The 12,063-nt window shown below is 67.2% G+C and carries 11 protein-coding genes and 1 tRNA gene; 7 read left to right on the top strand and 5 right to left on the bottom strand.

Annotation, left to right across the window (positions count from 1 at the left end):
* Window positions 1-8 precede the first annotated feature (8 nt).
* Window positions 9-161, bottom strand: a complete 153-nt coding sequence (locus DL990_RS41500; protein ID WP_199746531.1) for a hypothetical protein — start codon at window positions 159-161, stop codon at window positions 9-11.
* Between the two features lie 501 nt (window positions 162-662).
* Here DL990_RS41500 and DL990_RS22045 point away from each other — a divergent pair.
* Window positions 663-739 (top strand) — tRNA-Ile (locus DL990_RS22045).
* A 1,197-nt stretch (window positions 740-1,936) separates the two neighbouring features.
* On the opposite strand, the gene DL990_RS22050 is transcribed toward DL990_RS22045, so the two are convergent.
* Window positions 1,937-2,995 carry a M20 family metallopeptidase gene (locus DL990_RS22050; RefSeq protein ID WP_125799782.1) on the bottom strand — a complete coding sequence of 353 codons (1,059 nt, stop codon included), beginning with the start codon at window positions 2,993-2,995 and terminating at the stop codon, window positions 1,937-1,939.
* Window positions 2,992-3,981 (bottom strand): LacI family DNA-binding transcriptional regulator, encoded by a 990-nt coding sequence (locus DL990_RS22055; RefSeq protein ID WP_125799783.1) that lies wholly within the window; start codon window positions 3,979-3,981, stop codon window positions 2,992-2,994. Before DL990_RS22055 ends, DL990_RS22050 begins: the two co-directional genes overlap by 4 nt.
* 111 nt (window positions 3,982-4,092) lie before the next feature.
* On the opposite strand from DL990_RS22055, the gene DL990_RS22060 reads away from it, so the two are divergent.
* From DL990_RS22060 to DL990_RS22075, 4 genes are read left to right on the top strand one after another with little or no spacing between them, the layout of a single operon-like run.
* Window positions 4,093-4,845, top strand: a complete 753-nt coding sequence (locus DL990_RS22060) for a glutamine amidotransferase (RefSeq protein ID WP_125789477.1) — start codon at window positions 4,093-4,095, stop codon at window positions 4,843-4,845.
* Window positions 4,846-4,876: 31 nt separating this feature from the next.
* Window positions 4,877-5,872, top strand: coding sequence for a DMT family transporter (locus DL990_RS22065; RefSeq protein WP_125789476.1), 996 nt, complete (start codon window positions 4,877-4,879; stop codon window positions 5,870-5,872).
* A complete protein-coding gene (locus DL990_RS22070; RefSeq protein WP_125789475.1) occupies window positions 5,865-6,899 on the top strand; it encodes a phosphotriesterase in 1,035 nt (344 codons plus the stop codon). Before DL990_RS22065 ends, DL990_RS22070 begins: the two co-directional genes overlap by 8 nt.
* The gene (locus DL990_RS22075) at window positions 6,896-7,834 is read left to right on the top strand and encodes a ribokinase (protein WP_233620540.1); all 939 of its coding nucleotides are present in this window, start codon (window positions 6,896-6,898) and stop codon (window positions 7,832-7,834) included. Before DL990_RS22070 ends, DL990_RS22075 begins: the two co-directional genes overlap by 4 nt.
* 1,088 nt (window positions 7,835-8,922) lie before the next feature.
* On the opposite strand, the gene DL990_RS42190 is transcribed toward DL990_RS22075, so the two are convergent.
* Window positions 8,923-9,048 carry a hypothetical protein gene (locus DL990_RS42190; RefSeq protein ID WP_255431384.1) on the bottom strand — a complete coding sequence of 42 codons (126 nt, stop codon included), beginning with the start codon at window positions 9,046-9,048 and terminating at the stop codon, window positions 8,923-8,925.
* Between the two features lie 965 nt (window positions 9,049-10,013).
* Here DL990_RS42190 and DL990_RS22080 point away from each other — a divergent pair.
* Window positions 10,014-10,361: a hypothetical protein gene (locus tag DL990_RS22080; RefSeq protein ID WP_199746532.1), complete on the top strand. Its 348-nt coding sequence runs from the start codon at window positions 10,014-10,016 to the stop codon at window positions 10,359-10,361.
* A 409-nt stretch (window positions 10,362-10,770) separates the two neighbouring features.
* Window positions 10,771-11,139 carry a DUF3817 domain-containing protein gene (locus DL990_RS22085; protein ID WP_233599263.1) on the top strand — a complete coding sequence of 123 codons (369 nt, stop codon included), beginning with the start codon at window positions 10,771-10,773 and terminating at the stop codon, window positions 11,137-11,139.
* A 339-nt stretch (window positions 11,140-11,478) separates the two neighbouring features.
* Here the strand turns inward: DL990_RS22085 and DL990_RS22090 are convergent, their stop codons facing one another.
* Entirely contained in the window at window positions 11,479-11,700 is a 222-nt protein-coding gene (locus tag DL990_RS22090; protein WP_125799784.1) for a hypothetical protein, read from the bottom strand.
* Window positions 11,701-12,063 lie beyond the last annotated feature (363 nt).

The following is a 12,063-nucleotide window of genomic DNA, read 5'->3' on the forward strand; positions in this document are numbered from 1 at the left end:
TGAACCGACTACCGCGGCGGCGGCCGGTCGTCCAGTTCGTCGGAGAAGATCGCGTCGATACGGAGACCGGCTCGCCGCAGTGCGCGGATGCTCGCCCTCAGTGACAACACCACGCCGATGACGACCACGACACCGAGCCCGATGGCGACCGGATGCGCCACGAGCGCCTCCCTGTTCGATGGGCGTGATACCCCAGGCCCATCCCGATGGTCAGCGTGTCCCGTGCGGCGAGCCGCACGGCGTTGGTCCCTGCAACCTAGACGAGCGGAGCCCGTCCTGTGCCGGAAACCAGCTGTTCGGCCTAGGCCTTGTCCTGCAAGTCATCTTCGCGGTCCTCCTCCGGTGACCGTGTGGATATAGGGACACTCAACGTCCCTATATCCACACACCCCGCCCGCGACACCAAAGGTCCCCCGCTCCCTTTCCACAGGTCAGCACGCCAGGCGATACTTACCGAGTACAACCCGGTACGAGGCAGAACCGCCCGCACCGCCAGGAACCACCTGAATCACGAAGCCCTTCGAGCAGACTCACAGGACGCGGCCTAGGCGATCGTGGCAGGTGAGCGCTGTGATAACTTGGAGCGAACTGGGACTTCTGTGCGTTCGCAAACCCGCTGTTCGGGCTGGGGCGGCTCTCGCGGAGGTGTCAGGGCACCCTTGGGGCCGGTAGCTCAGTTGGTTAGAGCAGGGGACTCATAATCCCTTGGCCGTCGGTTCGAGCCCGACCCGGCCCACCACATCAACATCGCTGCCGACCTGTGGGGATGTTGGTCCTTCGGCGGCAATTTCGCCTTGGCGTTAATCGCGATTGGGCTCCGTTTCGTCTCCGTTTGCTCCGGTGTGCTCATAGGTGGAGAAGTGCTCTGCAGAGCCAGTTGGTGGCGTAGCAGCCTTTCTGCTTCCTCGTCACAACCGCTGCGGTGGGGACCTGCGGTAGTGGACGCGTGCGTTGCTTGTCGATACCTGCTCACGAAGTGGTCAGCTCTGGATTGACGTCATTGCCGGAGACTCGTCTGACGCCTTCGCCTGCGACTGTGGGTAGTCGGCTTCGGCGGTGCGTTGTCGTCTTGCGCGAATCTCTGAGTCACTTAAATGACAGCTTTCTGATCTGCGAGAACAGCAATCCTGACCCCCTCACTGCCAGTCAGGTTCTGGAGATGTATAGAGACTCCGCTGGTCGGCTGGAGCTGGTGTGCTCTGATCAATGGGATTCAACGTCGTTGGGTGCACTTGTGACCGACGCCTTGCTCCAGAGCTGCTCCAGGAAAAATGGCGTGAGGGATCTGGATAGCCGTGGGTGATTACCGTGACACGTCGTGGCTTGAGAGCGTCGAGGTGAGGTAACAGGGCATCGTCGTGGCACTTCAGCCGACCGTCAATTGCTGAGGATAGTCGGCGGTCCCAGAAGGGGCACATCGTGCATGGGCGGTGTTCAGAACACAAATTTAACTGCTATCAGCAGATGGCTCCTGGCGGTCTGGGGTGCCATCGGTTCTGTACCCAAGTTCAATCTTTCGTGACAAGCCAGTTCGTCGGTCGCTGAGTACGGACCTGATGGGGTCCACCCCCGGATAGTCGTCGTCCAGCAGGACGTTCGCCTCCGCGTCGAACTCGCACAGCTCCCCCACGAGGAAGATGGCGACAGGCCGCACACCGGACAGGTCGACCTCGAAGGTCAGCAGGTCGTCCGCGGGTGAGCATCAGCCGTCCTCTCGTCCGGCCTTGGGTTCCACCGGAGCCGCTGGCCTGGCGTTTCCGGACTACTTGATTGGAGTATTCCGCGATGGTCATCTGCCATGTACTCAAGGGTGATCACGAAAGGTCAGGCGAAGGAACCGGCGGAAGTCTGCATTATTCAATGAGAAGATGCTCCGGTCGGGAGGATGAGCTCGAGGTGATCGAGGGAGAAGCCTCTGAGTCGCGCGCCATGCAGGTCAGCGCGCGGCGGCCAGGACCAGATCGAGGTAGTCGCGCGAAGCCTGCCGCCAGGATTCCAGTTCCAGCTTTTCGTTCGCCGCGTGCATCTCCCGGGGATCGCCCGGGCCCCAGATCACGATCGGCGCGCCGCCCACGGACGCGGCCAAAGCCGAGGCGTCGGTGAAATAGGTGGCGGCGGGTGCGGTGGCCTGGCCGGAGAGCAGTTCGGGCAGGAGCGCGGTCCGGACGGCGGGCAGATCGAGAGCCACCTCCGCGGTGATGGCCGGACCGAGCGAGGAAGCCCAAGCGATCGCCGGCGCTCCACCGTCCACAGTGCGCACATCCAGCGTCAGAACCGCCGACGCGGGAACGATGTTCGTCGCGGTCCCGCCCTCGAAGGTGCCGACGTTGACGGTTTCCTCGCCCAGGTAGTCGTCGGCGGCCAGCGGGAGGGATTCGAGGGCGCCGAGGGCCCGGTCGGCGAGCAGCCGGATCGCGTTGCGGCCGAGCTGGGGCGTGGAGCCGTGGGCCGCTTTCCCTTGTGCGGCGAGCCGCAGCCAGGTGGCGCCGCGGTGTCCGAGTGAGACGCGGTTGCGGGTCGCCTCCGGCACCACGACGATCCGCGGTGTCAACTCCAGCGAGGCCGAAGCCTCGGCCGCGCCCAGGCAGCCGATCTCTTCGTCGCTGGTGATGAGGACCTGTGCGCGGGCACCGGCTTCCGCGGCGTTGCGCAACGCCGCCAGTGCGGCGACGAGCCCGCCCTTCATGTCGACGCTGCCGCGGCCGTGCAGGAACTCGTCGTCGACGTCCGCGGAGAACGGGGCCCGTTCCCACAATGCGGGGGAGCCGACGGGAACGGTGTCGATATGACACACGAACAAGGGACCGTCGCCGGAATCGGTGCCGACCAGCACCCACGGCCGCCCGGCGGTGGAGCGTCGCAGCACGCGTACGCCTGGAGTGGCGGTGGCGTAGGAAACGGCCAGCTCCTGCGCGGCGGCCTGCGCGGCGCTGTCGCCGGAGGTGGTGTCGTGGCGCACCAGATCGCGCAGCAACGCGAGGGCTTCGTCGGTCATGCGGGGTACTCCTGGGTCGATTCGCGGACGACGAGTTGCATGGACAGCACGTGGTCGCCCGCGTCTCGGCCGGCCGCGAGGCGGGTGATCTCGTCGACCGCCTTGCGGGCCATCTGCTCCGTCGGCTGCGCCACGGTGGTCAGCCGCGGCGACGTCCATTCGCCGAGGGTGATCCCGTCGCAGCCGATCACCGAAAGGTCTTCCGGCACCGAGACCCCGGCGCGGCGGGCCGCTTCGAGCAGGCCGACCGCGGCGATGTCGCTGGCGGTGAACACGGCCGTCGGCTCCGCGCCGGTCCGCGCCATGTGCGCGAAGAAGTTCATACCGAACGCCGAGCTGAACGCGCCTCGCACGATCAGCGCTTCGTCCGCCTCGATCCCGTGCGTCTTCAGAGCGGCCCGGTAGCCGGCTTCGCGCTGGTCGGCCGTGCGCAGCCCGGCCGGTCCGCCGACATGGGCGATCCGCCGGTGGCCCTGGAAGATCAGGTGGGTGGTCGCCTGGAAGGCGCCGCCGAAGCTGTTCGCGGTGACCCGCGCGATCCGCGGCCCGGCGGCTTCGACGTACTCGTCGAGGAAGACCACCGGGAAATCGCCCGCCAGGCGGCTCGTGAAGGCTTCGTTGGTGGTGTTCATCCCCAGGTAGATCAGTCCGCCCACGTCCGGCACCCGCATCAGGCGCTCGACCGCGGCGCGCTCCCGTGACGGCGAAGACCCGGTGAGCGTGGTGAGCACGTCGACGCCGTCCGTCGCGGCGGCGTCGACCACCGCGTCCGCCAGCGTGGAGAAGTACGGGTTGTCCAGCGACGGGACCACCAGGCCGAGGCTGAGGCCGGTCACTTGTTTCCGCACGGGCGGATGCCCTTCGGCCGACAGTGCGGCGTCGATGCGCCGGGCCGTCTCGGAGGCGACGTTGAGCTCCCCCTTGACGTACCTCGACACCGTCGACACGGCCACTCCGGCCTCTCGGGCCACCTTCGCCAGCGACATCCGGCTCCTCCCCGTTGAGCGTTGACGGCGACTGCGACCGCATCTTATATTGACGGTGTTGCGCTACGTTGCGCAAATTACGCTAAGGCTTTTCGCTCGAAGGAGTCGTCGATGGTCAAGGTCCTGCTAGCCGGGGAGTCGTGGGTCAGTGCGACGATCGACCACAAGGGATACGACCCGTTCGCGCACACGCAGGTGGAGATCGGGTGCGAGCGGCTGCTGGCGGCGCTGGCGGCGGAAGGGGTCGAGGTGACTCACCTGCGTTCGCACGACGTGGCCGAGAAATTCCCGCAGACGCTGGAGGAACTCGACGCCTACGACGTCGTCCTGCTTTCCGACATCGGCTCCAACACCCTGCTGCTGCACCCGGACACGTTCACCCGCGGCCGTCCGACGCCCAACCGGCTCAAGCTGCTGCGAGAGTGGGTCACGAACGGCGGCGGCCTGATGATGGCCGGCGGCTACCTGAGCTTCCAGGGCTTCGAGGGCAAGGCCAACTACCACCGGACGCCGATCGAGGAGATCCTCCCGGTCGACATCGACCCGTACGACGACCGCGTCGAGACGCCGGAGGGCGTCCGCGCCCACGTCGTACAGCCCGGGCATCCGGTGGTCACCGGCCTCGACCAGGAGTGGCCGATCCTGCTGGGCTACCAGCACACCACGCTGAAGCCGGACGCGGAGCTGCTCGCCACCGTCGAGGGCGACGTCATGCTGGCCGCGCGCCGGGTCGGCCGCGGCCGCACCCTCGCGTTCACCTCGGACATCTCCCCGCACTGGGCTCCGGAGGAATTCATGGACTGGGACGGCTACGGCAGGCTCTTCGCGCAGGCGATGTCCTGGCTCGCCGGACGCGAAGTCTGAGCCGCGCGCACTCGGGATCAAGGAGGATTCGATGAGTACGTCACCCACCGGCCGCGCGGCGTCGGTCGTCGTCTTGACGATCGCGACCGTCTTCGCCGGAATGCTCGGCCCGTTGCAGTCGCTCGTCAATGGACATCTCGGCACCGCGCTCGCCGACGGGCACGCCGCCGCGCTGGTGTCCTTCGGCACCGGCCTGGTGCTGATGCTGATCATCGTGCTGGCACGCACCCGGACGCGCGACGCGTTCTTCCTGCTGCCCGGTCAGCTGGTGCGCGGTGAGATCCCGCGGTGGAACTTCTTCGCCGGTCTGTGCGGCGCGGTGATCGTGCTCTCCGAGGGCGTCACGGTGGGCTTCCTCGGGGTGGCGATCTTCCAGACCTCGCTGATCTCCGGCATGGTCATCTCCGGCGTGGTGTGCGACCGCCTCGGCATCGGCGTGCCGTTCAAGCAGGCGATGAGCGCGCCGCGCGTGGCCGGGGCGATCCTGGCCATCTGCGCCACCGTGCTGGTGGTGTCCCCGAACTGGTCGGCTCCGCACATGATCGCGCTGGCGATCATGCCGTTCGTCGGTGGCCTGCTCGCCGGCTGGCAGCCCGCCGGCAACTCCGAGGTCGGCCTGCTGTCCGGCTCGATGTTCGTTTCCATCACCTGGAACTTCCTCATCGGCTTCGTGGCGCTCGGCCTCGTGTACGTGGTGCGGATGGCGGTCTCGGGCGCGCACTTCGCGTTGCCGGGCACCTGGTGGATGTACTTCGGCGGGCCGCTCGGCCTCCTGTCGATCGCGTTGATGGCCTTGCTGGTGCGTGGGCTGGGGCTCCTGCTGCTGGGGCTGGCCTCCACGGCCGGTCAGCTCATCGGGTCGCTGCTGCTGGAACTCGTCGCTCCCGCCGCGGGTTCCAGCCTGCATCTGGTCACCGTCATCGGCGCGGGCGTGGCCTTGGCGGCCGCGGCGATCGCGATGATCCCGTCCCGGCACACGGCCGAACCGGCGGTCCTCGCCCAGCCCGCCGAGGTGCGTCGTGGCTGAGGTGCGCGGCGTTCTCGGCGCGGTCGACGCGGCGGACCTCGGGCTGGTGCTGCCGCACGAGCACCTCTTCAACGATCTGTCCTCCGAGGTCGCCGAACCCGCCTATGCCTCCACCCGGCGGCTCGCCGAGGCGGAAGTCGGGCCGGGCCTGCAGTTCCTGCTCCGTCAGGATCCCTACTGCTGCGCCGACAACGTGGCGGCGAAAGACCGGGCGAGCGTCGTGCGCGAGGTGACCGCGTTCGCCGCGGCGGGCGGCGGCACGCTGGTCGACGCGACCGGCAGCGCGGCGATCGGCCGGGATCCGCTCGCCCTGGCGGCGGTGGCCGAGGCCACCGGGGTCACCATCGTCATGGGCACCGGTGCGTACCTGGAGAAGTTCGAGGGGGAACGCATCACCGCGGTCACCGTCGACGCGCAGACCGAGCACATCCTCGCCGAACTGGACGAGGGCGTCGGCGAGACGGGGATCCGGGCCGGAGTCATCGGCGAGGTCGGTGTCTCGCCGTTCTTCACCGACGGGGAGCGGGCCTCCTTGCGGGCCGCGGCGCTCGCGCAGGCAGCGCGGCCGTCCGTGGGGCTGAACATCCACATGCCGGGCTGGCAGCGCCGCGGGCACGAAGTGCTCGACCTCGTGCTGGAGGAGTGCGGTGCGCTCCCGGGCAAAGTCGCGCTGGCGCACAGCGATCCGTCCGGTGACGACCCGGGATACCAACGCGGGCTTCTCGAACGCGGCGTGCTGCTGGAGTTCGACATGATCGGCCTCGACATCTCGTTCCCCGGCGAAGGTGTCGCCCCGACGGTTTCCCAGACCGCTCGCGCCGTGGCGCGGTGGGTGCACGAGGGCTTCGGTGACCAGATCATGCTTTCGCACGATCTGTTCCTGAAGCAGATGTGGACGCACAACGGTGGGAACGGGCTCGTGTTCGTGCCGACGGTCTTCGCCGATCTGCTCGAAGCCGAAGGCGTGCCTGCCGAAGCCGTGGCCCGGCTGATGCGAGACGTCCCGGCCCGGTGGTTGACCGCATGAGCCGCGCGATCGCGGTGGTGGCGTCACTGAACGTCGATCACATCGTCCACGTGCCGCGCATCCCGGAGCCAGGGGAGACTCTGATGGGGTTTTCGACGAGCCGGGAGCTGGGCGGGAAAGGCGGCAACCAAGCGGTCGCCGCCGCCCGGCTCGGTGCGGAAGTGGCCGTGATCGGCTGCGTCGGCCAGGACGAGGACGGCGACGAGTACCTGGAAGCCCTGCTCGCCGAGGGAGCCGACGTGACCCATGTGCGCCGGTCCGCGCTGCCCACCGGCCGGGCGGCGATCACCGTCGACGCGGAGGGCGTCAACTCGATCGTCGTCGTGTCCGGGGCGAACGCCGACATCCCGGCGGCCGCGGCCGAAGCGGCGATCAGCGAACTGCCGGGGCTTCGCGTCGTCGCGGGCCAGTTGGAGGCGGCGGCCGAAGCGACGGAACGCGCTTTCGCGGCCGCTCGCGCACGTGGCGTGCTGACCGTGCTCAACACCGCGCCCGCCGGCGAAGTGGCCGGGAAACTGCTGCCGCTCAGCGATGTGGTGGTGTCGAACGAAATCGAGTTCCGGCAGCTCACCGGCCAGGATCCGTTCGACGGCAACGGTTTGCGGCGCGGCGGAGCCGAACTGTCCGCCACGGGATGCCGATGGGTGATCGTGACGCTGGGCGCCGCGGGATGTGCCGTCCTCGACGCGTCGTCGTCCACGCACGTCCCGGCCGTCCCGGTACGGGCTGTGGACACCACCGCCGCGGGGGATTCGTTCGTCGGAGCGTTCGCCGCCCGGCTCGCGGAAATCCCCGGTGAGCCGACGACCGCGGATGTAGTGGCCGCTTGCGGTTTCGCGACGAAAGTGGCCGCGATCGTCGTGACGCGGTACGGAGCGCACCCCTCTCTGCCGACCTCGGCCGAGGTAGTCGACGGCGATGTGGTGTCGGAGTGAGGATCTCGACACGCTTGTCGTGACGGTGAAGCAGGGCCGGGGAGAGGTCCGGATCGGGCACTTGACGCTTGCCGGTAGTCCGATCAGCGGCAATATTCCCGGGTATGGCGAGCTGGCGGAGCACCTCGGCGGCCGACTCTAGCATTTGAGGAATGGAGCGCCAGGGGATCACGTCGCGTCCGATAGGCCCCGTGGCAGGACGTAGAAGATCGACGCGGCACGGCACCTGGCCATGCCGCGATCTGTGCTGACCTGAATGACTGACTGATCCTGCTTTGGACAGCTTAACGGCCGAGAGGACTTTCGATCAGGAGTTCGCAGCTCGTCGACATGTGCGAGGCCGCTCGGCAGCGGTTGTGACCCTAATTGGCAGGTGCGCTCCTGAACTGCTCCAGCTGCTGAACGGTAGCTGAAATCAGCTGCCAATTCTCAAAGTGAGCCGAAACGAAAAAACCGCCCTGCCTCAGCGACCTTGGGGGAACTTACTGCAACACAAAACCCCGGTTAGAAGCCCTGGAGACGCTGCTCTGGAAGCTCCCCGATCCGTCCACGCCCGGTCCGTCGCCCGCCAACCGGCCGAAACTGGGGCGGGCGCGTCAACTCGACGTACTGCAGACCAAGCGCTGATCGATGGGTATCTGAACCGCGAGTGGATCGGTCTCTTCACGAATCCAGTTCGCGCGGAGGTCGTTCCATATGAGGAGATGATGCGGACAGGTCGGGGGACGGGGATCGAGAATGCGATGGCCATCCATGACCCGCCGACCCGCCGCCACTCGCTGGCCATGTACCAGCCGTCTGCCGTGCCGCAGGAGCTCGCCGCCCTGGGGCGCGACGTTCGACAGCCAGGTGCTCCTTGACGCAGGATTCGGGCCTGGCGACCTCGCCGCTCTCCTTGAGTAGTAGCAGTAGTCCATAATTTGCCAAAGTCAGAAATTGCCCGTCGTAAGTGTGCGATCAATTTACCCATGATTGAACGGCACGCTGCTGCCTCCTCGGTGTCGATGAACCGGGGGAGCACCCAATTGCCTCCAGGTAGCGAGTCCGGCGCGAAGGCGATGATGCGTCGACAGTCTCGACCTCGACGGTCACGGCTGGTTCAGTTCGCTCGTCGGCGCGGTGACGCGGGTGGCCCAGGTGGTCTCGTGGGTGCCGGGACCGATCGGCTCGATCGCGAGCGGTGTCGCCGCGGTGGGCAACGCGATCCGGGGCAACTGGGGAGCGGCCGCCCAGTACGCGTTCGGGCCCTCACCGGTGGCGTGTCCAAGTGGATCGGCGCGGCCGTCGGAGCGGTGAAATCCATCGGCCGGGTGGCTTCGAAGGCAGGCCGGTGGTTCACCGCGACGACTCGTTCAGCGAGCGCGGCGAGTCGAGCGAACAAGATCCTCCGCAAGGTCAAGATCGGTGGGCAAGGCATCGGCCCACCCTTGCCGACGCGCTGGACGGGCATGGTTGCCTGATGCGCAAGGCAAGCGTGCCGACCCCGCAGCAGCCATGGAGTTGTTTCTTCGCAAGGGGTTCGTCCCACGCAAGCCGTTCCCCGGAGGCGTCAAGAAGCCGTGGGAATCGATGCACGAGTGCCGCAATGTGGTCAGCCCAACGCCGGCCCGCGTGCGGCGTAACACCCTCAGGACAGCTTGCACCGTGTGCACACCAGGCGGCTGGAACGAGGACGCTCCGTCGCTGGTCTACGTGATCGTGCACCTCGCGGGATGCCGGGAAGGTCGGGATCATGAACCTGGAGTTGCGGCGGCTCGACGTGTTCCGGCGCCAGGGATGGCTGGTGGTCGGCACTGTTGCCCTCGATACCGGAGTGGACGCTCGGCGAATCGAAATCAGCGCTCGACCAGATCATGGGCACCGGCGCCGATCGCGTCCCCCCGTACTTGAGTCGCGAGGAACTGCCCGGAGGGTGGCAGGAGACGTTCTCCCTCGCCATACCCTGGGCGAAGAAGCGCTGGCGATCGTCCGGTCCGCCCATATGGCCCGTTCCACATAGGACAATTGTTCCGTCCGAGACACGTCAACACCCGAACACGGTTGTTGGAAGCATAAAAATTCCGGGCGACCGTCCCGGGCGAGCAGAAGGGGGCGAGTGGGACTTCGCCTGGTTCGGACGATGCTAGTCGAGCTGTCGCTACAAGACCTGCGCGTCATGAGCTTGCGATACCCTGCCCCTGTGGAAATCCCGGACGTGCTTCGTGCTCGGATGGAGGAACCTCGGCCTCCGGCGATCGAGCATGTCCGCTTGTTCCTGCTCACGACGGTTGCTGATGCCCTGAGCCTCGACGAAGTACGCGCGGACGCGGCCCGTACGGCCAGGGTAAATCGGGAGCCCGTACGTCGGGACGCAGTTGCGATCGAGACGTTGCTGGCCGAATCCCATCCCCCAGGCACGCTGTCGGTGCTGGTCGCCTGGTACGCGAACTGGGTGTTGACTGACGATACATCCGACGCCGACGCGGCCGCTTGGCTCGCCGATCTCGCATCCATCCTCCGCGAAGTCCTCGACGAAGTCGACCGGTAGAGATGGTAGGAGAGCATTCGCGGCTCCCGGTCTTGGCCGGCAGTCGTGATCGTGACAGGAATGGCCGTGCCAAGAGCACGGATCGCGGTCCAGCCGCGCGCTTGGGCACTGCTGTGTATCGGACGACGGGCGGGCGTATTTGAGGACATCGCTCCGGTGTATGGCTTCACTGGGGAAACGTCCTCGCACACGGTCAGCAGCCGGCACAGGCGAGCCAGTCCGGCTTCGGAGCCGGGGGAGCCGAGTGACCTGGCCGGGGCGTGGCGGGCCAGGTAGGTACGGCCGCGCTCGAGGAAGTCCGCCCACGCCGCCTCCCCCCGGCGGGCATGCCCGCCGCGGGCTGCCGACAGAACCGCACGGCTGTCCGGGATAATCGCTGGACGCACTGCCCAACGAACGGATGTGGAACGTGACCCTCGACATCGATGTCGACACTCGCCCAATCGCCCGCATCGGAAAGGCTTTCGCCGCGGTCGCCTTCGTCGAAGCAGCGACATGGGCAGGCCTGCTGGCCGGGATGTTCCTGAAGTACGTCACCGAAACCACCGAGCTAGGCGTGCGGATCTTCGGGATGATGCACGGCATCGCCTTCATCGCCTATGTGATCGTGACCATCGCCGCCGCGGTCACCTTGCGTTGGAGCCGGAGGGTCACGATCATGGCTGTCCTGGCAGCGATCCCTCCACTGGTAACCCTTCCCTTGGAGATCTGGCTCCGTCGCACGGGCCGCCTCGCCCCGGCGACACCCGGCATCGATAGCGAGGCTCTACCTCGTTAAGCAGCCCCGCTAGGACGTGACTGGCGCGGACTGCTCTGATCTCCCTGCCGGGCCTCACCGAGTCTGCGATCGAGCGGCAAGGCGCACTCGGTCGTCGTCAAGGCCTCCTGACCTCCTCTCAGGCGTTCAGTCACCTGCGCGCGGGCAACGTCATGCGAACCCGGGGGAGCGCCGCGTAGTACCTTCCAGCGGACGTCGTGCGCCGCCGGCCACAGGCTCACCGCCCACGCGACCTCCTGCTCCTCGGCCAACCGGGCCTGCGCGGCGACACACGAAGCGGCGCGGCCGTCGTCTTCCCGCGCCTTCACTACGACTTCGCCCCCTGTCACGTAGCCGTTTCTATCGGAGACGTTCGTCGTCGTACGCGGAGAAGGCCTCCGCCGCGTCGCCGTCCAAGATCATCGACAGTGCGTAGGAGATGGTCCAGATCCATTTCTCGAGGCGCGCCGCGTCCTCGTCGCCGATCAGGCCGTTCCCACGGAGCATGCCGTCGGGTGCGACGCCCCAGGCCCGCGCGAAGTGACAGATCCCGACCACGGCGGAAACGACTTCACGCGGCACTGAGTTGGCTTGGTCGGTGAGAGCCCGCAACGCGGCGTGGCGGGTGACGGTGGCAGCGTGAGCACGGTCGGCGTGGTCTCTGATCCTGACGAGGTGATCCGGGAGCCGGAGCACCCGTTCCCCTGGCTGGGCCTGACGAGCTCGATGGCCTCGCAATGTTCGCTGACACGCGAAGGGTGGCGGCTGGCTTGTTCGCGGTCGTGCCGGTGCTCGCCGCTGGTGACGTCGACGCTGATGGCGTTGGCGGGCGGCGTCCGCTTAGGCGCCCAGCCGATCGGTCAACGCGTCGAGATGACTCACGTGCGCGGTGAGATCGTCCGTGGCGACGTCGAACCCGGTGATCGCGTTCACTTGACGACGATG

This window comes from Amycolatopsis sp. WAC 01416 (assembly GCF_003947485.1).
GTDB lineage: Bacteria > Actinomycetota > Actinomycetes > Mycobacteriales > Pseudonocardiaceae > Amycolatopsis.

Coding starts and splice junctions, on each gene's coding strand:
- DL990_RS22055 (WP_125799783.1), bottom strand. CDS start 3,981: ATGTCGCTGGCGAAGGTGGCCCGAGAGGCCGGAGTGGCCGTGTCGACG.
- DL990_RS22060 (WP_125789477.1), top strand. CDS start 4,093: ATGGTCAAGGTCCTGCTAGCCGGGGAGTCGTGGGTCAGTGCGACGATC.
- DL990_RS22065 (WP_125789476.1), top strand. CDS start 4,877: ATGAGTACGTCACCCACCGGCCGCGCGGCGTCGGTCGTCGTCTTGACG.
- DL990_RS22075 (WP_233620540.1), top strand. CDS start 6,896: ATGAGCCGCGCGATCGCGGTGGTGGCGTCACTGAACGTCGATCACATC.
- DL990_RS22050 (WP_125799782.1), bottom strand. CDS start 2,995: ATGACCGACGAAGCCCTCGCGTTGCTGCGCGATCTGGTGCGCCACGAC.